The organism is Streptomyces sp. Y20 (assembly GCF_043195475.1).
In the GTDB taxonomy this organism is placed as follows: Bacteria; Actinomycetota; Actinomycetes; order Streptomycetales; family Streptomycetaceae; genus Streptomyces.
In genome coordinates, this window is the sequence record NZ_JBIDDP010000008.1 from 150,739 (window position 1) to 176,335 (window position 25,597).

The 25,597-nt window shown below is 71.7% G+C and carries 25 protein-coding genes and 1 tRNA gene; 8 read left to right on the top strand and 18 right to left on the bottom strand.

Annotated elements, in window-relative coordinates:
- The first annotated feature begins 78 nt into the window (after window positions 1-78).
- Window positions 79-1,746 carry a penicillin-binding transpeptidase domain-containing protein gene (locus ACGFT1_RS21585; RefSeq protein WP_373910565.1) on the top strand — a complete coding sequence of 556 codons (1,668 nt, stop codon included), beginning with the start codon at window positions 79-81 and terminating at the stop codon, window positions 1,744-1,746.
- Between the two features lie 81 nt (window positions 1,747-1,827).
- Here the strand turns inward: ACGFT1_RS21585 and ACGFT1_RS21590 are convergent, their stop codons facing one another.
- Window positions 1,828-2,166 (bottom strand): SsgA family sporulation/cell division regulator, encoded by a 339-nt coding sequence (locus tag ACGFT1_RS21590; RefSeq protein WP_373910566.1) that lies wholly within the window; start codon window positions 2,164-2,166, stop codon window positions 1,828-1,830.
- A gap of 149 nt (window positions 2,167-2,315) precedes the next feature.
- Here ACGFT1_RS21590 and ACGFT1_RS21595 point away from each other — a divergent pair, with 149 nt between their 5' ends.
- From ACGFT1_RS21595 to ACGFT1_RS21610, 4 genes are all read left to right on the top strand, one after another.
- Window positions 2,316-3,359 (top strand): energy-coupling factor ABC transporter permease, encoded by a 1,044-nt coding sequence (locus ACGFT1_RS21595; protein WP_373910567.1) that lies wholly within the window; start codon window positions 2,316-2,318, stop codon window positions 3,357-3,359.
- A gap of 1 nt (window position 3,360) precedes the next feature.
- Window positions 3,361-4,122, top strand: a complete 762-nt coding sequence (gene cbiQ, locus ACGFT1_RS21600) for a cobalt ECF transporter T component CbiQ (RefSeq protein ID WP_361986955.1) — start codon at window positions 3,361-3,363, stop codon at window positions 4,120-4,122.
- Complete coding sequence (locus tag ACGFT1_RS21605) at window positions 4,110-4,868, top strand: energy-coupling factor ABC transporter ATP-binding protein (RefSeq protein WP_373910568.1); 759 nt, start codon at window positions 4,110-4,112, stop codon at window positions 4,866-4,868. The genes cbiQ and ACGFT1_RS21605 overlap by 13 nt, the downstream gene beginning before the upstream one ends.
- 177 nt (window positions 4,869-5,045) lie before the next feature.
- On the top strand, window positions 5,046-6,215 hold the full coding sequence (locus tag ACGFT1_RS21610) for a serine hydrolase domain-containing protein (protein WP_373910569.1): 1,170 nt from the start codon (window positions 5,046-5,048) through the stop codon (window positions 6,213-6,215).
- 15 nt (window positions 6,216-6,230) lie between these two features.
- Here ACGFT1_RS21610 and ACGFT1_RS21615 read toward each other — a convergent pair whose 3' ends face one another.
- The 9 genes from ACGFT1_RS21615 to ACGFT1_RS21655 all read right to left on the bottom strand — a co-directional run bounded on the left by ACGFT1_RS21615 (window position 6,231) and on the right by ACGFT1_RS21655 (window position 13,765).
- The gene (locus ACGFT1_RS21615; RefSeq protein WP_373910570.1) at window positions 6,231-6,506 is read right to left on the bottom strand and encodes a DUF1876 domain-containing protein; all 276 of its coding nucleotides are present in this window, start codon (window positions 6,504-6,506) and stop codon (window positions 6,231-6,233) included.
- A 95-nt stretch (window positions 6,507-6,601) separates the two neighbouring features.
- Window positions 6,602-7,267, bottom strand: coding sequence for a contact-dependent growth inhibition system immunity protein (locus tag ACGFT1_RS21620; protein WP_373910571.1), 666 nt, complete (start codon window positions 7,265-7,267; stop codon window positions 6,602-6,604).
- Window positions 7,268-7,288: 21 nt separating this feature from the next.
- Window positions 7,289-7,588: an RNase A-like domain-containing protein gene (locus ACGFT1_RS21625; protein ID WP_373910572.1), complete on the bottom strand. Its 300-nt coding sequence runs from the start codon at window positions 7,586-7,588 to the stop codon at window positions 7,289-7,291.
- Window positions 7,589-7,640: 52 nt separating this feature from the next.
- Window positions 7,641-8,129 carry a hypothetical protein gene (locus tag ACGFT1_RS21630; protein ID WP_373910573.1) on the bottom strand — a complete coding sequence of 163 codons (489 nt, stop codon included), beginning with the start codon at window positions 8,127-8,129 and terminating at the stop codon, window positions 7,641-7,643.
- Between the two features lie 19 nt (window positions 8,130-8,148).
- Window positions 8,149-9,843, bottom strand: a complete 1,695-nt coding sequence (locus ACGFT1_RS21635) for an RNase A-like domain-containing protein (RefSeq protein WP_373910574.1) — start codon at window positions 9,841-9,843, stop codon at window positions 8,149-8,151.
- Complete coding sequence (locus ACGFT1_RS21640; RefSeq protein WP_373910749.1) at window positions 9,843-10,154, bottom strand: WXG100 family type VII secretion target; 312 nt, start codon at window positions 10,152-10,154, stop codon at window positions 9,843-9,845. The genes ACGFT1_RS21635 and ACGFT1_RS21640 overlap by 1 nt, the downstream gene beginning before the upstream one ends.
- Window positions 10,155-10,213: 59 nt before the next feature.
- On the bottom strand, window positions 10,214-10,639 hold the full coding sequence (locus tag ACGFT1_RS21645; RefSeq protein ID WP_373910575.1) for a WXG100 family type VII secretion target: 426 nt from the start codon (window positions 10,637-10,639) through the stop codon (window positions 10,214-10,216).
- 210 nt (window positions 10,640-10,849) lie between these two features.
- Window positions 10,850-13,051, bottom strand: a complete 2,202-nt coding sequence (locus ACGFT1_RS21650; RefSeq protein ID WP_373910576.1) for an MMPL family transporter — start codon at window positions 13,049-13,051, stop codon at window positions 10,850-10,852.
- 111 nt (window positions 13,052-13,162) lie between these two features.
- Window positions 13,163-13,765: a TetR/AcrR family transcriptional regulator gene (locus ACGFT1_RS21655; RefSeq protein WP_373910577.1), complete on the bottom strand. Its 603-nt coding sequence runs from the start codon at window positions 13,763-13,765 to the stop codon at window positions 13,163-13,165.
- A gap of 182 nt (window positions 13,766-13,947) precedes the next feature.
- On the opposite strand from ACGFT1_RS21655, the gene ACGFT1_RS21660 reads away from it, so the two are divergent.
- A complete protein-coding gene (locus tag ACGFT1_RS21660; protein ID WP_373910578.1) occupies window positions 13,948-17,241 on the top strand; it encodes a S41 family peptidase in 3,294 nt (1,097 codons plus the stop codon).
- Window positions 17,242-17,319: 78 nt separating this feature from the next.
- On the opposite strand, the gene ACGFT1_RS21665 is transcribed toward ACGFT1_RS21660, so the two are convergent.
- The 4 genes from ACGFT1_RS21665 to ACGFT1_RS21680 form a co-directional block, all read right to left on the bottom strand.
- Entirely contained in the window at window positions 17,320-17,547 is a 228-nt protein-coding gene (locus ACGFT1_RS21665; protein ID WP_373910579.1) for a hypothetical protein, read from the bottom strand.
- An 88-nt stretch (window positions 17,548-17,635) separates the two neighbouring features.
- Window positions 17,636-18,520 carry an SDR family oxidoreductase gene (locus ACGFT1_RS21670; protein WP_373910580.1) on the bottom strand — a complete coding sequence of 295 codons (885 nt, stop codon included), beginning with the start codon at window positions 18,518-18,520 and terminating at the stop codon, window positions 17,636-17,638.
- Window positions 18,517-19,497, bottom strand: a complete 981-nt coding sequence (locus ACGFT1_RS21675; protein ID WP_373910581.1) for an alpha/beta fold hydrolase — start codon at window positions 19,495-19,497, stop codon at window positions 18,517-18,519. The genes ACGFT1_RS21670 and ACGFT1_RS21675 overlap by 4 nt, the downstream gene beginning before the upstream one ends.
- On the bottom strand, window positions 19,494-21,020 hold the full coding sequence (locus ACGFT1_RS21680; RefSeq protein ID WP_373910582.1) for a flavin-containing monooxygenase: 1,527 nt from the start codon (window positions 21,018-21,020) through the stop codon (window positions 19,494-19,496). Before ACGFT1_RS21680 ends, ACGFT1_RS21675 begins: the two co-directional genes overlap by 4 nt.
- Before the next feature lie 132 nt (window positions 21,021-21,152).
- Here ACGFT1_RS21680 and ACGFT1_RS21685 point away from each other — a divergent pair, with 132 nt between their 5' ends.
- Window positions 21,153-21,857, top strand: a complete 705-nt coding sequence (locus ACGFT1_RS21685) for a MerR family transcriptional regulator (RefSeq protein WP_373910583.1) — start codon at window positions 21,153-21,155, stop codon at window positions 21,855-21,857.
- Window positions 21,858-21,862: 5 nt separating this feature from the next.
- On the opposite strand, the gene ACGFT1_RS21690 is transcribed toward ACGFT1_RS21685, so the two are convergent.
- Window positions 21,863-22,666, bottom strand: a complete 804-nt coding sequence (locus ACGFT1_RS21690; protein WP_373910584.1) for an exodeoxyribonuclease III — start codon at window positions 22,664-22,666, stop codon at window positions 21,863-21,865.
- 92 nt (window positions 22,667-22,758) lie between these two features.
- On the opposite strand from ACGFT1_RS21690, the gene ACGFT1_RS21695 reads away from it, so the two are divergent.
- Complete coding sequence (locus ACGFT1_RS21695; protein WP_356817653.1) at window positions 22,759-23,235, top strand: GNAT family N-acetyltransferase; 477 nt, start codon at window positions 22,759-22,761, stop codon at window positions 23,233-23,235.
- Between the two features lie 155 nt (window positions 23,236-23,390).
- Here ACGFT1_RS21695 and ACGFT1_RS21700 read toward each other — a convergent pair.
- From ACGFT1_RS21700 to ACGFT1_RS21710, 3 genes are all read right to left on the bottom strand, one after another.
- Window positions 23,391-23,464 (bottom strand) — tRNA-Ala (locus tag ACGFT1_RS21700).
- 96 nt (window positions 23,465-23,560) lie between these two features.
- The gene (gene glpR / locus ACGFT1_RS21705) at window positions 23,561-24,757 is read right to left on the bottom strand and encodes a gephyrin-like molybdotransferase receptor GlpR (protein WP_373910585.1); all 1,197 of its coding nucleotides are present in this window, start codon (window positions 24,755-24,757) and stop codon (window positions 23,561-23,563) included.
- 173 nt (window positions 24,758-24,930) lie between these two features.
- Entirely contained in the window at window positions 24,931-25,584 is a 654-nt protein-coding gene (locus ACGFT1_RS21710; RefSeq protein ID WP_373910586.1) for a GNAT family N-acetyltransferase, read from the bottom strand.
- Between the last annotated feature and the right edge of the window lie 13 nt (window positions 25,585-25,597).

Consider the following 25,597-nt stretch of genomic DNA (forward strand, 5'->3'; position numbering starts at 1 on the left):
GGACTCTAAGGTAAATGGGGTCGTTGGGGCGGGTGAAGGCTGCGGGCAGCCTGCGGAAGGCGCGGAGGAACTGAGGCTGTGGGCAAGAGAAGGCGTGTCGCCGAGGGACGGAAGACCCGTCCGGCCGTACTCGGCGGGACGATCGCCGTGGTGGTCGGCGGCGCCGCGCTCGGCGCCTGGGCGCTCTACGGCGGCGGCGCCGCGGCCGACGAGCGGCCCGCCGCCACAGCCGGCCACAAGCCCGTACCGGCCGGCCCGCTCACCGCCACCGAGGTCCGCACGGCCACCACCCGCTTCCTCACCGCCTGGCAGCGGGGCGAGGTCTCCGAGGCCGCCGCCGCCACCGACGACCCGTCCGCCGCGCGCAGGCTGCTCACCGGCTACGGCAAGGACGCCCACCTGAAGGACGTCACGCTCACCCCCGGCCCGGCGAAGGGCGCCGCGGTGCCGTTCTCCGTCAGGGCCACGGTGGCCTACCGCCACATGAGCAAGCCGCTGTCGTACGGCAGTTCGCTCACCGTCGTGCGCCGGGCGAGCGACGGCAGGCCGCTGGTCGACTGGCACGCCCGCGTGGTCCACCCCGGCCTGGAGGACGGCGACACGCTCGTCACCGGCGCGTCCGGCACCCCGCCGGTCAAGGCGCTGGACCGCGACGGCGGCGAGGTGACGGCCGCCCGGTACCCGTCGCTGGGCACGGTGCTGGACGGCCTGCGGGAGAAGTACGGCAAGAAGGCGGGCGGCACCGCGGGCGTCGAGCTGCGCGTGGTGCGCGGCAAGGCGTCCAGGGCGGCCAAACTGTCCGACAGGACGCTGGTGGAGCTGAGCCGGGGCACTCCGGGAACGGTGCGCACGACGCTCAGCCCGGCGCTCCAGGCGACGGCCGAGCGGCAGGTGGCCCGGCGCGCGCGTGCCTCGGTGGTCGTCCTGCGGCCCTCGACCGGTGAGATCCTCGCGGTCGCCAACAGCGGCCACGGCTTCAACACCGCCTTCCAGGGGGCCCTCGCGCCCGGCTCCACGATGAAGATCATCACGTCCTCGCTGCTGATCGACAAGGGACTGGCCGCCGCGGACCGGACGCATCCCTGTCCGAAGACGGTCACGTACGGCGGCTGGAAGTTCCACAACGACGACGACTTCCAGATCAAGGGCGGCACGTTCAAGGCGAGTTTCGCCCGCTCCTGCAACACCGCCTTCGTCAGCCAGGCGAAGAAGCTGAAGAACGACGACCTGACCCGCCAGGCCCAGCAGGTCTTCGGCCTGTCCATGAACAACTGGCAGATCGGCGTGCCCACCTTCGACGGCTCGGTGCCGGTGCAGTCGGCGGCCCAGATGGCGGCCTCGCTGATCGGGCAGGGCGGGGTGCGCATGAACCCGCTGAACATGGCCTCGGTCGCCGCCACGGTCAGGTCGGGCACCTTCCACCAGCCCTACCTGGTGTCCCCGGCCGTGGACCACCGCACACCGGCCACCGCGTCCCGCCGGCTGTCGGCCGGGACGCTGTCCCAGCTGCGCGAGCTGATGCGGTACACAGCCGCCTCCGGCACCGCCGCCGAGGCGATGTCGGGGCTCGGCCCGGACTTCGGCGCGAAGACCGGCTCGGCGGAGGTCGACGGGCAGAAGAAGCCCAACGGCTGGTTCACCGCCTACCGGGGCGACCTCGCCGCCGCGGGCGTGGTCCAGGCGGGCGGCCACGGCGGCGACACGGCCGGCCCGATCGTGGCGACGCTGCTGCGCACGGGCGGCTGAACCGGCCGGCCGGATCGGTACGGGCTCGGCAGGTCATGTCCGTACGGGCTGGTCCGGTCACATCCGTACGGGCCGGTCCGGTCAGACCCGTACGGGCTCGGCGGTGTACGTCCGGCGCAGGAACCTGATCAGGGTCTTCGACTCGAACTGCACCACTTCGACACCGTGGTCGGTGTGGAACTCGACGATGGCCTGGACCCGTCCGCAGGGCCAGACCCGGACGTCGCCGCTCTCGGCCGGCGTCCGCAGCCCCTGCTCGAGGAGGGCGCGGGAGAAGGTCCACTCGTGCGGTCCGGGAAGGCCGACGCGGACGGAGCGGGGGTCGCTGTCGGGGTCGTAGCGCAGCATGACGGGTACGGCCCCCGGCTCCTCCTCGTCCGTGACGATATGGGCGCGCGCGTACTGTTCGACTACCGACATCGGACCGCCCTCTCACGCATGGTGACGTATGCGAAAGCTGTGCATCCGCTTTCTATCCAGCGTCGCACAGTTTCCGGATTCCGCCCCGGCGAGAATCGAGACCGGGTCTCTCTTGCAAGGCGTTCGCAACAAGGGCCTAAAATCGTACGGTGCACGTACCTGACGGATTCATCGACGCCCCCACCTCCGCGGTCACCGCAGTGGTCGCCGCCGGCGCCCTAGCGGTGAGCCTGCGCGGCGCCCGCCGCGAGCTCGACGAGCGGACCGCACCGCTCGCGGGTCTCGTGGCGGCGTTCATCTTCGCCGTGCAGATGCTCAACTTCCCCGTCGCCGGCGGCACCAGCGGCCATCTGCTGGGCGGCGCCCTCGCCGCGATACTCGTCGGGCCGTACACCGCCGTGCTGTGCGTGTCGGTGGTGCTGCTCATGCAGGGCGTGCTGTTCGCCGACGGCGGGCTGACCGCGCTCGGCGTGAACATCACCGACATGGCGATCGTCACCACCGTCGTGTCGTACGCCGTCTTCCGCGGCCTGCTCGCCGTGCTGCCCCGCAAGCGGCGCTCGGTGACCGTCGCCTCCTTCGTCGCCGCGCTGGTGTCCGTGCCGGCCGCCGCGGTCGCCTTCACCCTGATCTACGCGGTCGGCGGCACCACCGACGTCTCCCTCGCCAAGGTCGCCACCGCCATGATCGGCGTCCACGTGCTGATCGGTATCGGTGAGGCGGTCATCACCGCGCTGACCGTCGGCGCCGTCATCGCCGTACGGCCCGACCTGGTGCACGGCGCGCGCGGCCTGCACCAGCGGCTCCGGCTGCGCGTGGACGGCGTGCTGGTGGACGCGCCGGCTCCCGCGGCGCCCGTGGCGGCGCGTACCTCGCGGCGCACGCTGTGGGTGACCGGCCTCGTCACCTCCCTCGTCCTCGCCGGCTTCGTCAGCTTCTACGCCTCCGCCAGCCCCGACGGCCTGGAGAAGGTCGCGCACGACAAGGGGATCGACCGGAAGGCGCAGAAGCACTCCGCGTCCGGCTCGCCGCTCGCCGGCTACGGCGTCAAGGACGTCAGGGACGCCCGGCTGTCCGGCGGCCTCGCGGGCGTCATCGGCGTCGGCGTCACGATCGTCGCGGGCAGCACGGTGTTCTGGGCGGTGCGCAGGCGGCGCACGGACGACGTCTCCCCCGCCAACCTGGGCGTCTGACGTGGGCGCCGGACACGCACACAGGCTCTACCGGCACGGGCACTCGCCCGTGCACGCCCTGCCGCCGCACACCAAGCTCGCCGCCACGTTCCTGTTCGTGGTGGTCGTCGTGTCGACCCCGCGCGAGGCGATGTGGGCGTTCGCCGGGTACGCCGTGCTGCTCGCCGCCGTCGCACACCACGCGCGCGTGCCCGCCCGTTTCCTGCTCGGCCGGCTGCTGATCGAGGTGCCGTTCGTCGCGTTCGCGGTGCTCATGCCGTTCGTCGCGGAGGGCGAACGGGTGCACGTCCTGGGGCTCTCGCTCAGCGTCAACGGGCTGTGGGGGGCCTGGAACGTGCTCGCCAAGGGCACCCTCGGCGTCGCCGCCTCCGTGCTGCTGGCCGCCACCACCGAACTGCGGGAACTGCTGCTCGGGCTCCAGCGGCTGAGGCTGCCGCCGCTGCTCGTGCAGATCGCGTCCTTCATGATCCGCTACGGCGACGTCATCACCGACGAGATGCGCCGGATGCGGATCGCCCGGGAGTCGCGCGGCTTCGAGGCGAGGGGCGTGCGGCACTGGGGCGTGCTCGCCAAGTCCGCCGGTGCGCTGTTCATCCGCTCCTACGAGCGCGGGGAGCGGGTCCACCTGGCCATGGTGAGCCGGGGGTACGCCGGCGCGATGCCGGTCATCGACGAGGTGACCGCGTCCCGCGCACAGTGGCGGCACGCCCTCACCCTCCCCTGCGCCGCCCTCGTCGTCTGTCTGCTGGGATGGGTACTGTGACTGCTTCTCTGGAGGTCTCCGGCCTCGCCTTCGCCTACCCCGACGGGCACCAGGCCCTCTTCGGCGTGGACTTCTCCCTCTCCCGCGGCGAACGGGTCGCGCTCCTCGGCCCGAACGGCGCCGGCAAGACCACGCTGGTGCTGCATCTCAACGGCATCCTCGGCGGCGGCACCGGCACGGTGACCGTGGCCGGGCTGCCCGTCGGCAAGCGGCACATGGCCGCGATCCGGCAGAAGGTCGGCATCGTCTTCCAGGACCCGGACGACCAGCTGTTCATGCCGACCGTGCGGGAGGACGTCGCGTTCGGGCCGGCCGCCGCCGGGGTGAAGGGGGCCGCCCTGGAGGAGCGGGTGCGCACCGCGCTGGAACAGGTCGGCATGGGCGACTTCGCCGACCGGCCCCCGCACCACCTCTCCTTCGGCCAGCGCCGTCGCGTCGCGGTGGCCACCGTGCTCGCCATGGAACCGGAGATCCTGGTCCTGGACGAGCCGTCCTCCAACCTCGACCCGGCCTCCCGCCGTGAACTCGCCGACATCCTGCGCTCCCTGGACGTCACGGTGCTGATGGTCACCCACGACCTGCCGTACGCGCTGGAGCTGTGCCCGCGCTCCCTGATCCTCAGCGACGGCGTGATCGTGGCGGACGGCCCGACCGGCGAGCTGCTCTCCGACGACACGCTGATGCGGGCGCACCGGCTGGAACTGCCCTTCGGGTTCGACCCGAAGGGCGTGGCGACGGGCGCGTGACGGCCCGGCTCTGACGGGCGGGCCTCGACGGCCAGGCCTAGACGGCCGGGCTCCGGCGGGCGGGCCTCGACGGGCGGGCTGAGAGACACCTCACGTCCGCCGCCCCGCCACCGAGGAATCGCAGGTCCGCGGTCGATGTTGCACCCAGCGTCGCAGGCGAGGGAAGGGACGGCGGGCGTGGACGTGCACGGCACTGTGGCCGAGGGCTTCGAGCCGGTCGGGGAGGCGTTCGCCGCGAACTTCGCGCGGCTCGGCGAGCGCGGCGCGGCCGTCACCGTCTACCGCGACGGGCACCGGGTCGTCCACCTGTGGACCGGCGACCGGGACGTCGACGCCCCGGCCGGCGCGGCACCCTGGGAGGACGGCACCGCGCAGATCGTGCGCTCCGCCACCAAGGGCGTCGCCGCCGCCGCGCTGCTGCTCCTGCACCAGCGCGGCGAGCTGGACCTGGACGCCCCGGTCGGCACGTACTGGCCGGAGTACAAGGCGGCCGGCAAGGAGCACACGCGGGTGAGGCACCTGCTCGCCCACCGCGCGGGCGTGCCCGTGCTGGACCGCCCGCTGACCCCCGCCGAAGCCGCCGACCCCGGCGTCGGCGCCGCGGCCGTCGCCGCTCAGGCCCCGGTGTGGGAGCCGGGCACGGACCACGGCTACCACGCCCAGACCTACAGCTGGCTCACCGGCGAACTGATCCGCCGGGTCACCGGCCGTCCCGTGGGCGAGTGGATCGCCGACGAGATCGCCCGGCCCGTCGGCGCGGACCTGTGGCTGGGCCTGCCGGAGCGGGAGCGGGCGCGCGTCGGCCGCGTCGGCCCGCTGGAGGCGCCCCCGGCACCCGGCGGGCTCAGGACGCGCCCCAAGCGGGCGGTGGCCGAGGCCTACGCCGACCCCGGCTCGCTCACCCGCCGCGCGTTCGCCGCGATCACCCCCCTGCCCGACGAGAACGACCCCGCCTACCGCGCCGCCGCCCTGCCCGCCTCCAACGGCATCGCCACCGCCGACGGACTGGCCCGCTTCTACGCCTCGCTGATCGGCGAGGTGGACGGCGGCACCCGCCTGTTCGCGCCGGAGACGACGGAACTGGCCCGCACCGAGCAGTCGGCCGGGGCGGACCGGGTCCTGGTGGTCAACACCCGCTTCGGTCTCGGCTACATGCTGCACGGCGCCGCGTCCCCGCTGCTCTCCCCCGGCTCCTTCGGCCACCCGGGCCGGGGCGGCGCCCTCGCGTTCGCCGACCCGGACACCGGCATCGCCTTCGGCTACGTCACCAACGGCTTCCGCAAGAGCGTGACGGCGGACCCGAGGGCGCAGGCGCTGGTCGGGGCCGTACGCACGGCGCTGGACTGACGCGCGGGGCGCCGGTCAGACGTTGATCGGGTGCGAGGTCCGGCCGGAGTCCGCGTCGATCTCCTCGTGCGCCTTGGCCAGCAGCAGCATGGCCAGTTCGTTCAGTGCCCGGGCACCGGCGACCTCCTCGCCGACCCGGGGCTGGTTCGCGTCCACGCGGTGCCGGCTGGCGCGGCCGTGCGCCCGTACCTCGCTGCCGTCGGGCAGGCGCACCATGGCCGCCGCGCGCGTGTGCTGGTCGTCCTCCAGGAACTCCAGCTCGACGTGCCATCCCACAGTGGTGTGCATCATGAGGACCACCTCCGAGAACCACTCCTCCCAGGGTGCGCCCGAGAACCCCGCCCCGTCATATCGACGCCGCGCGTCCCCCTACCCGGCGTGCACCATCAGCCCGGTCCCGGCCCGATGAGCAGGTCGGCGACAAGCGCGAGCCAGGCGTCCGTTGAGTAGGGGGCCGGGGGGTCGACCTCCATGCCCAGCTCGGCGACAGCGACGGCGTAGCCGGACTCGTCGAGATCGAGTGCGAGGAGTTCGTGCAGTTCTCCGATCAGTCGGGCGACGAGATGCGGGTCTGTCGACACCCGGTAGTCCTCGACGGCAAAGGCGTGGTCGGTGAACTCGTCGGGCATGTCCTGCGAGAACCAGCCGCCGAGGAACTGGCCCAGTTCGGGGAAACGGGCTTGCCACTCCCAGTGGGTGGCGGGGATCGCCGGCGGTGGGACCTCGCCCGCCTCGACGCTGCGCTTGATGTGGTCGGCGAGGCAGAGGAGCCACTGTTGGATCTCGCCCTCGGCAAGGCCTGTGTCGGGGATGGCGTAGAACTCCCCGAGTCGCAACCGCAACCGCCCCGGCGGATTCTCCGCGTAGTCACGCAGCTGTCGCTCGGCGATGGCCAGAGCCCACGGTCGGCTGTGCCAGGTCTGCCGGAGGTACGCGGTCAGGGCTGCGCCGGGCCTGTCCGGGGTGTCGTCCGCCGGATGTCCGAGGTAGGCGCGCATGACTTGGTCGAGTTCGCCATAGCGGCGGTCGTGTTCGAGGGGGCTCAGGGGCACGGGGGTCAGCCTCTGCGATCGCTACAGATAGATGGGAAAGGTGGCGTGAACGGCGAAGCCGTGTGGGAGGGAGGCATCCCGCTTCAGAGTGACGCGGGCGGCCCGGACATCGACGGGCTCCCGCCCGGCCAGCATCATCGCCTGGAGCAGGACGCGTCCGACCGGCTCGCGCCGGGACGGCCAGGATGCCTCGATGGTCAGGCGCGAGCGCGTCGACCGGGCGAGCCAGCGGTGGATCAGCTGCTCATTGACGGTGACGACCTGCTGGGTGGCCCACTGGGCGGTCTCGCGGTCGGGGTAGGTCGCGGAACGGGTGCGCATCTTCGGTCTTCTCCTGGGGCTGTGACGGCAGCGATCGCATGATTGCGAACGCCTAGTCATCCTCGAAACGCCAGAGAACCAGGACGTTGCCGTCCGACACCCCGACCAGGCAAATGTCGATGGTTGTCCCGGCGAGCACGTTGGCGTGAAAGGACGACGCCAAAAAGTCACCTTCCTCACCGTCTTCCGCATGTCCGTGGTTGGTGAAGAAACGTGCGCCATCCCCTACCGCTCTCAGTAGTTCCCGCAGGCAGGCGTCACGTTCCTCATCCGGTGCGCGAAGGGATGCACAAGGGCCATAGAGAAGAGATCCAACCGAAATCAGCCCGGCTAGCTCCATGGCCTGGCCGGGTGAAACCTCCAAGAGGCTGTCCCGCATCTCTTGGCGATCCACCTGCCGGAGTACGGGATGCCCCTGGATCACTTCCATCACCGTGTCGCGCCAATCCGCGCCGCCGCGCACCCCGAGAGCGACGAAGGCGTGACGTTCATCAAAGCGCTGCCGCGCACAGACCGGCAGAGCTGTATTACTGTTCGTCACAGGTCCTCCCCAGGTGTTCTCACGGAAGTCTCGGCATGGACGTGTAGACCACATAGGGCGGGTGCAGACCGTTCTTGTACTTGAGTACCACCTCCACGGAATGCGCATCCCGTGCGGCACCCGCCCTCGGGTCCGCCGACGTAAGGGTACGCCCGGTCACGTGAGCGAACTCCACCGGATCGAGCTTCAGAATAGAATTGTCAGCGCGAGGCCTTGAGAGCCATCTCTTGATTTTTGCCCGATTGTCGACACCTTCGTTCCGCTGGCCCGAATTAGCCGACGGTCCCACATATTCTACCGTTTCTTGCGTGTATTTCTGGGCTCCCGCGAGATCAGTGAAGCTGGAAGCGGCGGGAATCGTTGACTGATCCCTGAGTCGCTGCGCCAACTGCTCATCGGTCTTACCTACGTGCTTATCGATGACATGACTGCCATGAATTCCCTCTTGATTCGCCAGGTCGATGGGATACGCATGGTTGGCCTCGCTGTCACGAGGCACGGTGTACAGCGGGTTTCCTTTGAAGTCGGTCAGAGCTCGCGCACCGAATGCCTCGGCTCTGGCGGATTCTGCATGGAACGTCGGCGCACTCGTATAAGCCTCGTCCAGCGCCGACATCAGATCGTTGATGCCTCGAACCTGACGATGGACCCGGTTGTTGTAGGTGGCGACGGCGTCGTTCATGGCGTCTTCGTCGATGTTGAGGACGATACCGACCGATACGTCCACGACCAGGCCCCTGCCCACGTGCCACAGCCCCTTGACCAGGCTCTTGGCGTCCGTGACGTCCAATTCTCGCGGATCGAGCTGCTTGAGGCTGTCCAGCACGGCCTGCCGATAGATCCGGTGCAGGTCGTTACGAACGTCTTCCGCCGCCTGGGCCACGTGGTACACGGCATCGACCATGGCATCACAGGTGTCGAACAGGACGGCGAAGACCGGGTGGCTGGTGCCCCTCTTGCGCGCACCGTCGTTCGCCCAGTCGTAACCGTCTCGGGTCTTCCCCCAGGCGGACGTGCCCCACAGCGTGCTGCAGAACTGCCGCATGGCGTCATACCACTCCTGGTTGGACTGGTCGGTGATGCCGCCGATGAAGCTGGTCAGCATCCCGTCCACCATGCTGAGCGTGGTCTGCGGCATCCTCCAGGTCTCGGAGACCTTGTACAGCTGGAGGTGATTGGGCAAGGGGAGGATCGTCGCCGCCTTCCCCCAACGGCACTCGTGTTCCAGCAGAGGACGCAGGATGGCGAGGACTACGACCTCCAGCCCTTCCAGGGCCTTTTGCGCGAAGTCTTGGCCGTCGTCGAAGTCCGCCCACTTGAAATCGGTGACCGGCCCGTACCTGGGTGGTGTGTCGATCACCTGCGGAAGGGGGCGCTGGGGCGCATGGCCTGTTGATGAAGGGTGCGTGGCGGCGTCAGCCGCGGCGTAGTTGTTGGCAGTGCTGGTGAATCCGACGCCGGCGCCACCGACGCTCACCACGGCCTTGGCCCACACCTCGAGAAATCGATTGGCGACTCTCACGTAGGCCTGGGTGAAGTCCTTCATGGCAGAGCCGTTGCCGCCCCCGTCGGGGTACCGTACCAACTCGTCGACGAACGCCTTGATGCCCCCGTCGAGAGGGTCCTGTTGGCCCGCCACGTTCGAGGAGACCTGGTAGAGGATCGATGGCGTCACATCGATCTCCCCGTGCCCGGGGGCCGCCGGGGCGGCCATCAGGCGGCTCCCCAGCCACGCAGGACCGCTTTGTGCGCTGCCGCGTAATTGGCGTGACCGGTGATGACGTATTGGTGCAGCCACTTCTGTGCCGCCTGAAGGTCCTGCGCAGAGCGATCCCACTCGTCGAGCTTCTCGACGAAGACCTCGCGCGCTTCGCCCTTCCAGGACAGGACGACCGGTTCGACGCGTTCATACAGGTCGTCCAGCTTGCCGTTGAGCTGTTTGAGGATGTCCTCCAGCTCGACGGCCAGTTCATGCAGCGTGGCGAACGAGACAGAGATGTGGTCGCCGTCGGTACCGGACGACATGCTTTCCCCCTTGCAGTCGGTGACCTGGTTCACGAGGCCGGCGTGTGGCGCTGCGAACGTCAGAGACCGTCCAGGTTGCTGCGCGGGCGAGCCGGACCGTCGGCCGCTCCCGCATTCGGCGTGGAGAGCTTGTCGACCTCGCTGTCGACATCCACGTGGATCCGACGCATCTGTTCGAGCACACGCAGATCGTCGGCGCTGAAGCCGTCACGGCTCATACGAACGGCTTCCGCCAGGCCCTTCACCACTTCCCGGATACGTACGGCGTCGCCCGCGGCAGCACGATGGAACTCCCGGTAGGCCGTTGCCGCCGGTCCCCGCCAGCCGGCCTCGATACGGTCGACGAGTTCGTCCATGCGCTTGATCTGTTTGTCGAGGTGGTCCTGCATCTCGCCGAGGTCGCCGGCGAGCTTGGTCAGGCCGTCGGACGACACCCGCAGGTCGGAAGCGCCGTTCTCACTCGTGCTCGTGCCTGGTGCCCCCATGCCGTTTCCCCCACCAAGTCGGCATCTCGCCCTCAACTGACCGCAGAATCATACGAAAGATTCCTGAGGCGGAGGCGCGGCCCTGCCGGCAAGGGGATGCCGAGCGGACGTGCTTCCGCGCGGGACAGAGGCGGGCAAAAGGAAACCGGTGAGGGTGCCACCCCGTGGGAAACGGGGTGGCACCCTCACCGGCCGGTCACGCGTGGTGCGTCAGGCGCGTACCAGTTCCTTCTCCGCGTCCGGGCCGGCGGCGCGCAGCGCCTCGCCCTCGACGTCCACGTTGGGCAGCGCGCGGTCCAGCCAGCGCGGCAGCCACCAGGCCCGCCGGCCGAGGAGGGCCAGGACGGCCGGGACGATGGCCATGCGGACGATGAACGCGTCGAACAAGACGGCGATCGCCAGACCGAAACCGATCATCTTGACCATCGCCTCGCTGGAGCCGATGAAGCCGGAGAAGACGGCGATCATGATGACGGCGGCGGCGGTCACGACGCGCGCGCCGTGCCGGAAGCCCGTCACCACGGCCTGGCCGGGACTCTCGCCGTGGACGTACGCCTCCCGCATGCGGGTCACGAGGAACACCTCGTAGTCCATGGCGAGGCCGAAGACGACGCCCACCATGAAGATCGGCATCATCGACATGACCGGTCCGGTCTGCTCGACGTTCATCAGGCCGGACAGCCAGCCCCACTGGAACACGGCGACGACGGCGCCGAGGGCGGCGAGCACCGACAGCAGGAAGCCCAGGGCCGCCTTCAGCGGGACCAGGACCGAGCGGAACACCACGATCAGCAGGAGGAAGGCCAGGCCGACGACGAGGGCGAGGTAGGGAAGCAGGGCGTCGTTCAGCTTCTGCGAGACGTCGATGTTCATCGCCGTGGAGCCGGTGACGAGGACCGTGGAACCGGTGTCGTGCGCGATGTCCGCGCCCTTGCCGCGGATGGCGTGCACGAGGTCCTCGGTGGTCGCCGAGGACGGCTTGGACCTGGGGACGACGGTGATGGTCGCGGTGTCGCCCGCCTTGTTGGGCGCGGCCGGGGTGACCGTGACGACGTCCTTCAGGCCCTTGATCTCCTTGCCGACCTCGGTGAAGGCGCCCTTGGGGTCGGGGCTGCCCTTGGCGTCGACGACGACCATCAGGGGGCCGTTGAAGCCGGGGCCGAAGCCCTCGGAGAGCAGGTCGTAGGCGCGGCGCTGGGTGGTGGAGACGGGCTGGGAGCCGTCGTCGGGCAGGCCCAGCTCCAGGGAGGCGGCCGGGACGGCCGCCGCGCCGAGGCCGACGACGCCGAGCAGGAGAACGGCGATCGGCCGGCGGACGACGAAGCGGGCCCAGCGGGTGCCCATGTTGGGGCGGCCGGGATTCTTCGGGGTGCGGCCGCCGCCGAGCAGCCGGCTCTTCTCACCGGCCGGCTTCACCTTGCGGCCGGCGTAGCCGAGCAGCGCGGGGATCAGCGTGAGGGCGATCAGGACGGCGATGGCGACGGTGCCCGCCGCGGCGACGCCCATCTTCGTCAGCATCGGGATGTTGACGACGGACAGGCCGACCAGGGCGATGACGACGGTCAGGCCGGCGAAGACCACCGCGGAGCCGGCGGTGCCGACGGCGCGCCCCGCGGCCTCCTCGCGTTCGCGGCCCTCGGCGAGTTCGGCGCGGTAGCGGGAGACGATGAACAGGGCGTAGTCGATGCCGACGGCGAGGCCGATCATCGAGGCGAGGGTGGAGGTGGTGGAGCCGAGGTCCAGGGTGGAGGCGAGCGCGGTGATGCTGGAGACGCCGATGCCGACGCCGATCAGCGCGGTCAGCAGGGGCAGCCCGGCGGCGAGCAGCGAGCCGAAGGTGATGACGAGGACGACGGCGGCGATCGCGATGCCGATGACCTCGCTGGAGCCCGTCTCGGGGGTCGTGTTCAGCGCGTCGCCGCCGACCTCGACGGTCAGGCCGGCGTCCCGCGCGTGCTGGGCGGCGGTCTTGAGGGCGTCCCTGGAGGAGTCCTCCAGCTCCATGCCGGAGACCTTGTACTTCACCGAGGCGTAGGCGACGGTGCCGTCCTTGCTGACGGTGTGGCCGCGGTAGGGGTCGGCGACGGAGGCGACCTCGGAGCCGCTTCCCAGCTCCTTGACGGTCTTCTCGACGGCCGCCTTGTTGCCGGCGTCCGTCATCTTCCCGCCGTGGTCGGCCTTGAAGACGACCCGGGCGGTGGCGCCGTCGGCGCTCATGCCGGGGAAGCGCTGTTCCAGCAGGTCGAAGGCCTTCTGGGCCTCGGTGCCGGGGATGGAGAAGGAGGTGTTGCCGGCCGCCGGCGCGGAGGCGGCGCCCACCCCCGCGAGGGTGAGCAGGGCGACCCATATCAGGGCGACGAAGTGGCGTCGCCGGAAGGCGAGCCGGCCGAGTTTGGCGAGGAACATGGCCACGGAGGCGTACTCCCGGTCAGGTCGTGGATTGAGCTGGGCAGGGGTGATCAGCCCGACGACGTGAGCGGTGACGTCAGGTGGAGGCTGTTCGGGGCTGTTTCGTGGGGAGTGTCAGTCGGTACGCACGCCGAGGGCGGGGAGGACCACGGCGTCGATGTACGAGGTGAGGAAGGCCTGGGTGGGCGGCTGGTCGTCCAGCAGGGCCCGGGTGGCGAAGCCGCCGACCATCATGTGCAGCAGGAACTCGATCGCCGGGCAGTCCGGGCGGACCTCGCCCCGGTCGATCGCGCGTTGCAGCACCTGCTGGAACCCGCCCATCTCCGGGTCGACCATCTGGTCCCGGAAGGCCTCGCGCAGATCGTCGTTGTGGTGCATCGCCATGGCGACGCCCCGCATCAGCGCGGAGTTCCGCTCCATGGTGCAGTCGTCCTCCAGCGCCACGACGGCGTGCAGGTCGCCGCGGAGGGAACCGGTGTCGACGTCCTCCGTGTGGATCCGCTTGCCGTGCCGCAGTGCCTTGACGACCAGCTGGGCCTTGCCGCCCCACTGGCGGTAGAGCGTGGCCTTGCTGGACCGGGTGCGGGCGGCCACGGCGTCCATGGTGAGGGCGTCGTAGCCGACCTCCCGGAGCAGGTCGAGCACGGCCTCGTACAGTTCGGCCTCGCGCTCGGGGGTGATCCGGCTGCGACGCGCCGTCGACACGGCTTCGGTCATGCCTGTCACCTTCCCCGCTTCCGGAACTTTCGTCGTCGTACCTGACTGAAGATACCCCGGACGCGTGCGAAACGAAACGGTTTCGTACGTGTGCTCGGTCACGAAGGTGAGGAGCCCGTAAGGGGCCGCCCGGCGCGGGCCCACGAGTTGCTGGTGCCGTGGGACCGGAAAAGCATGGGGAGGTGAGCTATCTGCGCTGCCCCCACCTCAGCGGCGACCTGCTGTGTTTCGTGGCCGAGGACGACCTCTGGCTGGCCCCCCTGGACACCCCGGGCCGCGCCTGGCGGCTCACCGTGGACCGCACCAGGACCGGGCCCCCGCGCTTCTCGCCCGACGGCCGGCACATCGCGTACACGACCTGGCGCAGCCTCGCCCCCGAGATCCACCTCGCCGCCGTCGACGGCGGGCCCGCGAAGCAGCTGACGTACTGGGGCGGCGCCGACACCCAGGTGTGCGGCTGGACGCCCCCCGACCCGGACGGCACCACGGACATTCTGGCCGTCGCCTCCCACGGCCAGCCCTTCTCGCACTTCACCTGGGCCTACAAGGTCCCCGCCGACGGCGACCCGGGCGGACGGCTGCCCTGGGGGCCGGTCGCCGACATCCAGGCCGCCGACCTCGCCGGTGAGCGCAGGACGCTGCTGCTCACCGGTACCCCGCCGCACGAGCCGGCCGCCTGGAAGCGGTACCGCGGCGGCGCCATGGGCCGGCTGTGGCTGCACGGGCAGCGGCTCCTGCCGGACCTCGGCGGCCATCTGTCCTCCCCCGTGTTCGTCGCCGGCCGGATCGCCTTCCTCTCCGACCACGAGGGCGTCGGCAACCTCTACTCCTGCGCCTACGACGGCACCGACCTGCGCCGCCACACCGACCACGACACCTTCTACGCCCGGCACGCCGCCGGCGACGGCAGCCGCGTGGTCTACCAGTGCGCGGGCGACCTGTGGCTGGTGGACGACTTCTCCCCCGACGGCGTACCGCGCAGGCTCGACATCCGGCTCGCCGGAGCGCGCACCGGCCGCCGCCGCCACCAGGTGCCGGCCGCGCAGGACATCGACGGCATCTCCGTGGACGAGACCGGCCGGGCCAGCGCCGTCGTCGTCCGCGGCAGCCTGTACTGGCTCACCCACCGCGACGGCCCGGCCCGCACCCTCACCGACACCCCCGGCGTCCGGGTACGGCTGCCGGAGATGCTGGGCTCCACCGGGCAGGTCGCCTACGTCACCGACGCCGAGGGCGAGGACGCCGTCGAGATCGCCCGCCTGCCCCGCGCCACCGGCGACCGCCCGCCGCGCCGGCTCGCCTCCGGCGCACTGGGCCGCGTCCGGGAGCTGGTCTGCGACCCGCGGGGCGAACGGCTCGCCGTCGCCTCGCACGACGGACGGCTGCTGCTGATCGACGTGCCGGAGGAGGAAGGAACGGACACGACGGACACAGAGGCCGGTGGTCAGGGTGGGCGGGTGAGCGAGCTGGTGCGGTCCGGGAACGGTCCCGTGCGGGACCTCGCCTTCTCCCCCGACGGCACCTGGCTCGCCTGGTCCCACCCCGGCGTCGGCCGCACCCTGCGCCAGATCAAGCTGGCCCGGATCAAGGACCGGCTCATCGTGGACGTGACCAACGGCCGCTTCGAGGACGAGAACCCGGTGTTCACCCGCGACGGCCGCTACCTCGCGTTCCTCTCCTGGCGCGGCTTCGACCCGGTGTACGACGTCCACACCGGCGACCTGTCCTTCCCGCTCGGCTGCCGCCCGTACCTGGTCCCGCTCTCCTCGGCGACCCCCTCCCCCTTCGCCCTGAACCCCGAGGGCCGCCCCGCCGCCGGCGGACTCGACCCGCTGGTGGACGACGAGGACACCGGCGAGGCCGGCACGGTGACCGTCGAGGTGGAGGGGCTGGAGAACCGGGTCACACCGTTCCCGGTGATCGCCTCCAAGTACTCCGCGCTGTACCCGGTCGCCGGCGGCGGCCTGGTCTGGCTGCGCTGGCCGATCTCCGGCGCGCTCGGCGAGACCTTCGCCAGCCCGGACGACACCACCGGCCGCCCGACCCTCGAACACTTCGGCATCGGCAAGGCGAAGAAGTCCGAACTCGTCGGCCACCTCGACTGGTTCGCGGTCAGCGGTGACGGCACCCGGCTGGTCGTCGTCGACGAGGGCGACCTGCGGGCCGTGCCGTCGGCCGAGCCCGGCGACAGTGACACGACCGTCTGGATCGACTCGCGCCGCATCCTGCACCAGGCCGACCCGCCCGCCGAATGGCGCCAGGCCTACGAGGAGGCGGGACGCCTGATCCGCGCCCACTTCTGGGACCCGGGCATGTGCGGCATCGACTGGGACGCGGTGCTCGCCCAGTACCGACCCCTGGTCGAACGGGTGGCCTCTCCCGACGAGTTCGCGGACCTGCTCCGCGAGGTCCTCGGTGAACTCGGCACCTCCCACGCCTACGTCACCGCCGCCCGCCGCAACGAGGGGCCGCCCCACTACCAGCGCCGGCAGGGCCTCCTCGGCGCCGACCTCGTCCGCCGCGACGGCCGGTGGCTGCTCAGACGCGTCCTGCCCGGCGACTCCTCCGACTCCAAGGCCCGCTCACCGCTGGCCGGCACGGGCATCCGGGAGGGCGCCGCCCTCACCCACGTCGACGGCCGGCCGGTCGACCCGGTCACCGGCCCCTACCCGCTGCTCGCCGGCTCCGGCGGTACCACCGTGGAGCTGACGTTCACCCCCGCCGAGGGCGAACCCGGGCGGGCCCGGCGGGTCGCCGTCGTCCCGCTCGTCGACGAACGCCCGCTGCGCTACCAGGACTGGGTGGCCAAACGCCGCCAGGTCGTCCGGGAGCTGAGCGACGGCAAGTGCGGCTATCTGCACATCCCCGACATGGGCGGTTCCGGCTGGGCCCAGTTCAACCGCGACCTGCGCCTGGAGGTCTCCCGGCCCGCGCTGATCGTGGACGTGCGCGGCAACGCGGGCGGGCACATCAGCGAACTCGTCATCGAGAAACTGACCCGTACGATCCTGGGCTGGGACCTGACCCGGGACGCGCAACCGGTGTCGTACACCTCCAACGCCCCCCGCGGCCCGGTGGTGGCCCTGGCCGACGAGGCGACCTCGTCCGACGGCGACATGATCACGGCGGCCTTCAAGTTGCTGGGACTCGGCCCGGTGGTCGGCCAGCGCACCTGGGGCGGGGTCGTCGGCATGACCGGCCGGCACCGGCTGGGCGACGGCACGGTCATCACCGTCCCCATGAACGCGGCCTGGTTCGACGCCTACGGCTGGTCCGTCGAGAACCACGGCGTCGCCCCGGACCTGGACATCACGCGCACCCCGCTGGACTGGGCCGAGGGCCGCCACGCCCAACTGGCCGACGCCGTCCGGCTGGCCCTCGACCTCCTGGCGGCCACCCCCGCTGCGACGCCACCGGGCTACCGCGACGTCCCGGACCGGTCCCGCCCGAAACTGCCTCCCAGAAACGCCTCCTGACGGGCCGTCCCCCGCACAGCGGCGCGGGGCGCCCCTCGCGGAGAAGGGCACCCCACGCCGGTCCGGCCGGAGCCTCGACTAGGCGTCGTAGTCCTGGTCGAAGCGGTCCTCCGCCTGATGCTCCGTGTCCTCGATGCCACGGTGGCCGGGGCTGGTCCGCTCAGGCTGCCGGCCCTGACGGCCCTGGCGGCCCTGGCGGTCCTGCGGTCCGCGCTGGCCGGCCTTCTCACGGGCCTGGCCGAGCTTCTCCTCGGCCTGCTCCGGCCGCCGGCCCGACTTCTCCTGGAACTGGTCCTTCATACCCATGTGGGTTCACTCCCGTAGTGGGTGGGGAATCGACCCCTCGGTGGGGCCTCGACCAGATTCACACGGGCGAACACGAAGTGCATGTCGATCAGTTACGGTGCGTGACGCGAGCGGTCTCGTCGGCCGCCCCACCCGCGCCGACGAGCCCGGAGCGCATCCCCTGCAGACGCGGTGCGAACCGCTTCATCTCGCGCTGCCCGACCGTGGCGATGAGCGCGGGGAGGTAACCGCGCACACCCTGCATGCCGCGCAGCCACCACTGTCCGTACACATGCGCCGAGCGCCGCTCGATCCCGGCGACGAGCCGGTCCACCGCGGGGCCGAGCGGGTAGGTCTTGTTCGACGGCCACGGCAGCCGCTGCCGCAGCTCCCGCATGACCTCGTCCTGGTCGGCGCCGCGCACCATGTCGGTGTCGGTCCAGGACAGATAGGCGACCCCGACACGCACGCCCTGGTATCCGACCTCGGCGCGCAGACTGTGCGCGTACGCCTCCACGCCCGACTTGGACGCGCAGTACGCCGTCATCATCGGCGCCGGCGTGATCGCGGCGAGCGAGGCGATCTGGAGCAGGTAGCCGCGACTCTCGGCCAGCACCGGCAGGAAAGCCCGCGCGGTCACCGCTGAACCGATCAGGTTCACCTCGATCACCCGCCGCCACGCCTGCGGATCGGAGTCGGCGAACGGACCGCCGTTCGCCACACCGGCGTTGGCGACCACGATGTCGACCTTCCCGAAGCGTTCCTTCACCTCCCGCGCGACCCGGCCCATCGCCTCGTGGTCGGTGACGTCGGCGTACCAGTGCGCGCTCTCGCTGTGCAGCCGACCGGAGACCTCCTTGAGCACCTCCTCCTCCAGCCCGACCAGCGCGACCTTCGCCCCGCGCGCGGACAGCTTGCGCGCCAGCAGCTCACCGACGCCGCGCGCCGCTCCCGTGACGACCGCGACCTGTCCTTCGAGGCTGACCCTGCTCATGCGCCCTCCTTGACCTGCTGTACGGGTGTGGCAGGGGAACCTGCCGGGGACTTCGGGGAGTTGGTCCCCGTGACGTACGTACCGGCCAGTTCCCGGATGAGGCCGGTCACCGGCCCGGGCGCCTCGACCGGGGTCATGTGGCCGATGCCGGGCAGCTCGGTCAGGCCGACGCAGTGCGGCAGCGCGGCGACCAGCGCACGGGCGTGCACCGGGGGCGTGAGCCGGTCGGACGTGCCGAACAGGACGGCGGTGGGCACGTGCAGCTCCCGTACGCCGTGTTCGAGGTCGAGCGTGCCCAGCACCCCGGCCCAGGCGTGGCGTACGGCACGCGGGCAGCCGTGCACGATGCGCGCGCACGCCTCCACCATGTGCCGGGCCGAACCGGCGCCCATGGTGCCGTACTTGAGGACGCGCAGGGCGAGGGGTGTGACCGGTCCGAGGGGTGCGCGCGAGCCGAGGACGCGCCCGGTGATCCAGGTGCGCACGCGTCCGGCGCGCATCGGCACCACGAGCGACTCGGCGATCAGCCGCGAACTGCCCGTGCTGCACAGCAGGACGGCGGCGGCGTGTTCGCGCAGGCGGGGGCGCCCGGCGGCGGCCATGACCGTCATGCCGCCCATGGAGTGGCCGACGACCACCGCCTTCTGCCCGGGGGCGAGTGTCTGCGCGAGTACCGCTTCCAGGTCGTCCGCCAGCGCGTCGGTGGTGCAGGCGGGGCTCGACGGACTGCGCCCGTGGCCCCGCTGGTCGTAGGCGATCACCCGGTGGTCGGCCGCCAGGTCCCGTATCTGGGCCGCCCAGAACGCCGTCGAGCAGGTCCAGCCGTGAGAGAGGACGACCGGGGGCGCGCCCTGCGGGCCGTGCACCTCGACGTGCAGGCGCGCGCCGTCGGCGGACGTGACGGTGAGGGTGCGGGAGGGGGTGGGCGGGGCGTACGGGCCGGAGGTCACGGAGGCGATCGGGGTGCGCCGGGTCATGCGGCGGCCTCGCTCTGCCGGGTCCCGTCGCCCTGCGTCGGCGCGGACCGCCCGGCGGCGCGCACGACCTCGTACTCCGCGAGGTCCACCCGCCGGGTCGCGCGCCGGAACTCGGTCGTCGTACCGGGCCAGATGGTGGTGTTGCGGCCGCTCGCGTCCTGGTACCAGCTGGTGCAGCCGCCGGTGCTCCACACGGTCCGCTTCATGCGCTCCTGCACCCGCTGGTTCCAGGCCTCGACGGCGCCGGGCCGGGCGTCCAGGGCGGTGCCCTCGCCCAGGACGCGGAGCTGGCGCAGGTAGTCGGCCAGGTAGTTCAGCTGGGACTCGATCATCAGGATCATGGAGGAGTTCCCCAGGCCGGTGTTGGGCCCGATGACCGTCATGAAGTTCGGGAACCCGGCCGCCGCGGCGCCGCGCAGCGCCCGCATGCCGCCCTTCCAGGACTCGGCGAGCGTCATGCCGTCGGCGCCGACCACGCGCTCGGCGATGGGCATGTCCGTGACGTGGAAACCCGTACCGAAGATGATCGCGTCGACCTCGGCCTCGGTGCCGTCGGCCGCGACGACCGTCGACCCGCGGACCTCGCTCAGCCCACTGGCGACCACGTCCACATTGGGCCGGGCGAGCGCCGGGTAGTACGTGCTGGAGAGCAGGATCCGCTTGCAGCCGATGCGGTAGTCGGGCGTGAGCCTGGCGCGCAGGGCCGGGTCCTTGACGGCGCGGGCCATGTTGCGCTTGGCGAGCTGTTCGACCACGCCGAGTTCGTCGGGGCGCTTGGTGAACGCCTGGACCTGGAGCTCGCGGATGCCCCACAGCAGGCCGCGCCGGACCTGGGCGGTGACCGGCAGCCGCCGGTGCAGCCACCGCTCGGCGCCGCTGATGGCCCGGTCGACGCGGGGCAGCACCCACGGCGGGGTGCGCTGGAAGAGGGTGAGCCGGCCGACCTGCGGCTGGATGGCGGGCACGATCTGGATGGCGGAGGCGCCGGTGCCGACCATGGCGACCCGCTTGCCGCGCAGGTCGTAGTCGTGGTCCCAGCGGGCGGAGTGGAACACCTCGCCGGGGAAGGACTCCAGGCCCGGGATCCGGGGGATCTTCGGGTCGGACAGCGGCCCGGTGGCGGAGACGACGACGTCGGCGGTCAGCGTGCCGCGCGTGGTCTCGACGGTCCACCGCAGCTTCTCGGTGTCCCAGGTCATCAGCGTGACCTCGGAGCCCAGGCGCAGGTGCGGGCGCAGTCCGAACAGGTCGGTGACGTGCTCCAGGTAGCCCCGGATGTGCCGCTGCCCGGAGAAGGTGCGCGGCCAGTCGGGGTGCGGCGCGAAGGAGAAGGAGTAGAGGTGGGAGGGCACGTCGCAGGCGCACCCGGGGTAGCTGTTGTCCCGCCAGGTGCCACCGACGCTGTCGGCCCGTTCCAGGACGACGAAGTCGGTGATCCCTTCCCGGCGCAGCCGTACGGCGGCCCCGAGACCGCCGAAGCCGGACCCGATCACCGCCACCCGTACATGCTCGTGCTCGGCCATCCCGAGACCTCCACGCGTCACCTAGGAACCATGCCAGTGAACACTGGCGCAATGGGACTGTAGAGCAGCTCCGTACCGAGCGGTAGGGGGCAGGACAAGGAAGTTACCGGCGGTACGCCATAGGCTGCGGTCGTGGCAGAGGACGCAGAGCACTTCGAGGCCGGCCCCCCGGCGGCCCACCCCCCGGCGCCCCGCGAGTACCGCACGGAGGAACTGGCCCGGCTGGCCGGCATCACCGTGCGCACCCTGCGCTTCTACCGCGAGCGCAGACTGCTGCCGGCACCCCGCCGCGAGGGCCGCATCGCCTGGTACGACGACCACCACCTGGCCCGGCTGCGCACCATCGCGGCCCTGCTGGAGCGCGGCCACACCCTGACCGGCATCGCGGAGCTGGCCGAGGCCTTCGACCACGGACGCGACGTCGCCGACCTGCTCGGCGTGGGCACACCCAGCGAGGAGGAACCGGTCCGCCTCACCCCCGAGGAACTCGCCGCCCGCTTCGAGGGCGAGGTCACCCCCGACAACCTCGCCGCCGCCATGGACCTGGGCTACCTCGGCACCGACGGCGACGAGATCGTCCACATCAGCCGGCGCCTGCTCGACGTCTCCTCCGCCCTGGTCCGCGAGGGCATTCCGCTCGCCGAGGTCCTGGCGGCCGGCGCCCGCGTCCGCGAACACGCCGACACCCTGGCCGCCCTCTTCACCGACCTGATCCTGCGCCACGCCCCCGAGGAGGACCTGAACCGCCTGCGCCCCCTGGCCCGCAGCGTCGTGGAGGCGGAACTCTCCCTGGCCCTGGACCGCCGCGTGGCCGAGCGCGGCCAGGGGCGCCCGTAGGCCCGCTACAGGTCGTACACGACGGTGACCGGCGCGTGGTCCGACCACCGCTCGGCATGCGTGGCCGCGCGCTCGACGAAACCCTTGATCGCCCGGTCGGCGAGCCCCGGCGTGGCGATCTGGTAGTCGATCCTCCATCCCGAGTCGTTGTCGAAGGCCCGCCCGCGGTACGACCACCACGTGTACGGGCCCTCGGCGTCCGGGTGGAGGGCGCGGACGATGTCGACGTAGCCGCCGTCCGCCGGTTCCAGGACCCGGCCGAGCCAGGCGCGCTCCTCGGGCAGGAAGCCGGAGTTCTTGGTGTTGCCGCGCCAGTTCCTCAGGTCGGCCTGCCGATGGGCGATGTTCCAGTCGCCGCAGACCAGCACCTCGCGCCCGTCGGCGGCGGCCCGCGTGCGCAGGTCCTTCAGGTGGGTGAGGAACTCGTCCATGAAGCGGACCTTCTCGTCCTGCCGCTCGGTGCCGGCCTCGCCGGAGGGCAGGTAGAGGGAGGCGACGGTGACGCCGGGCAGATCGGCCTCGACGTAGCGCCCGCTGCCGTCGAACTCGGCCGAGCCGAAGCCGATCCGGACCCGGTCGGGTTCGCGGCGCGTGTAGAGGGAGACGCCCGCGCGGCCCTTCGCGGCGGCCGGGGCGTGGGTGACGTGCCAGCCGTCGGGGCCGCGGACCTCCTCGGGCAGCTGGTGCGGCTCGGCGCGGACCTCCTGGAGGCAGACGACGTCCGCCTCGGTCCCGGCGAGCCACTCCACGAAGCCCTTCCTCGCGGCGGCCCGCAGTCCATTCACGTTCACGGAGGTCACAGTCAGCACCCGGGCACCCTACCGGCACACTGGTCGGTGTCCGCACGACCCCAACCCGCGCCACCCCCCGCCACCCACTGCATAGAAGTACGATACCCAGAATGAATATACGTCGCGTTCGGTTCGATCACCCCGACGCCACCAAGCTCAACGACGAGGTCCAGGCCGAGTACCACCTGCGCTACGGCGACGGAGGCGACGCCACCGCCCTCGACCCCGCCGACTTCGACCCGCCCCGGGGCCTGTACCTGATCGCGTACGACGAGCACGACCGCCCCGTGGCCACCGGCGGCTGGCGCGGCCAGGACCGCAACGAGGAGGGCAACGAGGACGGCGACGCCGAGCTCAAGCGCATGTACGTCGTCGAGGACATGCGGGGCCGCGGCCTGGCCCGCCGCATCCTCGCCGCCCTGGAGGAGGACGCCCGCGCGGCCGGCCGGCTCCGCATGGTCCTGGAGACGGGCACCAAGCAGCCCGAGGCGATCGCGCTGTACACCTCCAGCGGCTACGAGCCGTGCGTGAAGTTCGGCTACTACCGCCACTACGAGGACAGCCGCTGCTACGCCAAGCGCCTGTGAGCCACGCACACGCCGGGTCCCGCCCGCGCACCGCTTCCCGGCGGCGCGGACCCGGCCAGGCGCCGTGCCCGCGAAACGACGAAGATCCCGGCCGATCGTGATGATCGGCGGGATCTTCGTTCACCGTCCCGAGCTGACTCGGGGACAGTTGTGCGTGGACCTGAGGGGATTCGAACCCCTGGCCCCCTCGATGCGAACGAGGTGCGCTACCGGACTGCGCCACAGGCCCTTGCAACGAGTGAAACTCTAGCATCCCGATCGCGGTGCCCGGAAATCCGCTCCCTGACTGGTCAGGGCGGGCCGGGAGGGGTGCGGACGGGCGGGGTCACTCGTTGGCCGCACGCGGGCGTCCGCCCTCGTCGTACTGGTCGAAGAGAGGCGTACGGCCGCGTTCCCGCGCTCGGCGCGCGGAGGCCGCACGGCGTGCGCCGTTGCGGCCGGCCACCGGCTTCTCCCCGGGCGCGGGGGCCGCCTCGTCCGCCTCGCCCTGCGGCGGGTGGCCCGCCTCGCGCTCCGGCGCGACCGCGCTGGAGCGCGCCGAACTCCAGGTGTCGGGCGCCGCCAGATCCACGTCGGAGGTGGCGCGCGGAGCGACCGGCGCGGTGACGTACGTCGGCAGGGGCACCGGCACCGGGTCCCAGCTGTCCCCGTGTCCGGGCCTGCGCTGCCGCTCCCGCTGCTGGTCGACCCACTCGGCGTGGTCGGTCTGCTCGACGAGGGCACGGCGGTCCGCGGCGAGCGCGGACAGGCCGGTGTCCGTGCCGCTGTCCGGGCCCTCCGCCGGCTGGTCCGCGCCGGGGCCGGCGTCGAGCGGGGCCCGGCGGCGCGGCTGGCGCTCGCGCAGGCGCTGGGCGGCGGCCTCGGCCTGCCGGCGGTCCATCTGGTAGGCGAACCGGCGGCGCTCCTGCGCGCGCAGGTGGGCGATGTAGCCGCTGAGGGTCACGGCCGGCACGGCGGGCACCCACAGGAAGGCGAGCCCGCCGACGGCGGCGACGATCGCGCCGAGCGTGAAGGCGAGGAAGAGCATCACGGTGGTGCGCCGTCGGCGCGCGAGCACCTTCGAGCGCCGGGCGCGTGCCTCGGCCGCCTGTGCCGAGGGCTCGCGCCGGGCGGCCGGCTCCCGCTGGGGCGGGACCCAGGGCGAGTGACCGGATCCCGGCCCGGCCGCCGGTTCGGCGGCCTGGTCGCGTGCCGGTTCGGCGGTGCCGGGTGTCTCGGGTTCGGCGTCCGGGACGCTCTGACGGCGCGTCGGAGGCATGGCGAAGGCCCGGACGTCCACCGAGTCGGTGACCGCGTCCGGATCGCCGGCGTCCGGCTCCCCCTCCTGGGTGGAGCGCGCCCGCAGGTCCCTGGCGTACCGGCGCTCCATCCCCGCCCGTCCGGACAGCAGCCGGATGGCGGTGCTGAAGCGTTCCGTCGGACGGGCCTCGTTCAGCTCGTCCTGCCTACGGAGCCACATCGGCACCAAGTAGGCGGCCCAGGCCCCGACAATGACTGCGTAGATGAGGCCGCTGCTGCTCACGTCTCACACGGTAGAGGGGTTTGCCTGAGGCCATCCGCCAATTGGGCCGGTGTGTCGCACGATCCGGCTGATATTTCCAGCATTTTTTGGGACCGATGCGATCAGCGGACCGCCGCAGGCGCGAATTATGTGCCGCACGAACGGTCAACACCGGATCAATTTCGAACACATATTCAATTTCTCGGGCGCTCGGCGGGATTCCCCGGGGCACCGGCCGGGCCCTCGGCGCGCCGGGCCTCGCGGGAGCGCGCCCGGTGCCAGCGGGCGAGCAGCCCGTCGGGCACCTCTTCCGCGGTGAGCGCGAAGACGAGGTGGTCGCGCCAGGCCCCGTCGATGTGCAGATAACGCGGCCGGATCCCCTCCTCGCGGAATCCGAGTTTCTCCACGACCCGGCGGCTGGGCCGGTTCTCGGGGCGAATGCAGACCTCGACGCGGTGCAGTCCGACGGTGCGGAAGCAGTGGTCCACCGCCAGCGCGACGGCCGTCGGCATCACCCCGCGTCCGGCCACCCCCTGGTCCACCCAGTAACCGACGTGTCCGGAACACATCGATCCCCAGGTGATCCCGGCGACCGTCAGCTGTCCGACGAGCCGCCCCTGGTACTCGATGACGAACGGCAGCATCCGGCCCGCGCCGGCCTCGGCCCGCAGGTGCCGGACCATCTGGCGGTAGGTCGGCCGGTGCGCGACCGGCCCGCTCGGCGTGGGCGGCGGGATGGTCGCCTCCCAGGGCCGCAGCCAGTCGCGGTTGCGCCGGTTCACCTCGCGCCACATCCGCTGGTCGCGCAGCTTTATCGGCCGGAGGACGACCTCGCCGTCCGCCAGCACGGCGGGCCACGAA

Coding starts and splice junctions, on each gene's coding strand:
- ACGFT1_RS21670 (WP_373910580.1), bottom strand. CDS start 18,520: ATGAGCAGGGTCAGCCTCGAAGGACAGGTCGCGGTCGTCACGGGAGCG.
- ACGFT1_RS21695 (WP_356817653.1), top strand. CDS start 22,759: ATGAATATACGTCGCGTTCGGTTCGATCACCCCGACGCCACCAAGCTC.
- ACGFT1_RS21655 (WP_373910577.1), bottom strand. CDS start 13,765: ATGACCGAAGCCGTGTCGACGGCGCGTCGCAGCCGGATCACCCCCGAG.
- ACGFT1_RS21590 (WP_373910566.1), bottom strand. CDS start 2,166: ATGTCGGTAGTCGAACAGTACGCGCGCGCCCATATCGTCACGGACGAG.
- ACGFT1_RS21615 (WP_373910570.1), bottom strand. CDS start 6,506: ATGATGCACACCACTGTGGGATGGCACGTCGAGCTGGAGTTCCTGGAG.
- ACGFT1_RS21635 (WP_373910574.1), bottom strand. CDS start 9,843: ATGGCCGCCCCGGCGGCCCCCGGGCACGGGGAGATCGATGTGACGCCA.
- ACGFT1_RS21675 (WP_373910581.1), bottom strand. CDS start 19,497: ATGACCCGGCGCACCCCGATCGCCTCCGTGACCTCCGGCCCGTACGCC.
- ACGFT1_RS21605 (WP_373910568.1), top strand. CDS start 4,110: ATGGGTACTGTGACTGCTTCTCTGGAGGTCTCCGGCCTCGCCTTCGCC.
- ACGFT1_RS21625 (WP_373910572.1), bottom strand. CDS start 7,588: ATGCGCACCCGTTCCGCGACCTACCCCGACCGCGAGACCGCCCAGTGG.
- ACGFT1_RS21645 (WP_373910575.1), bottom strand. CDS start 10,639: ATGGGGGCACCAGGCACGAGCACGAGTGAGAACGGCGCTTCCGACCTG.
- ACGFT1_RS21680 (WP_373910582.1), bottom strand. CDS start 21,020: ATGGCCGAGCACGAGCATGTACGGGTGGCGGTGATCGGGTCCGGCTTC.
- ACGFT1_RS21640 (WP_373910749.1), bottom strand. CDS start 10,154: ATGTCGTCCGGTACCGACGGCGACCACATCTCTGTCTCGTTCGCCACG.
- ACGFT1_RS21665 (WP_373910579.1), bottom strand. CDS start 17,547: ATGGGTATGAAGGACCAGTTCCAGGAGAAGTCGGGCCGGCGGCCGGAG.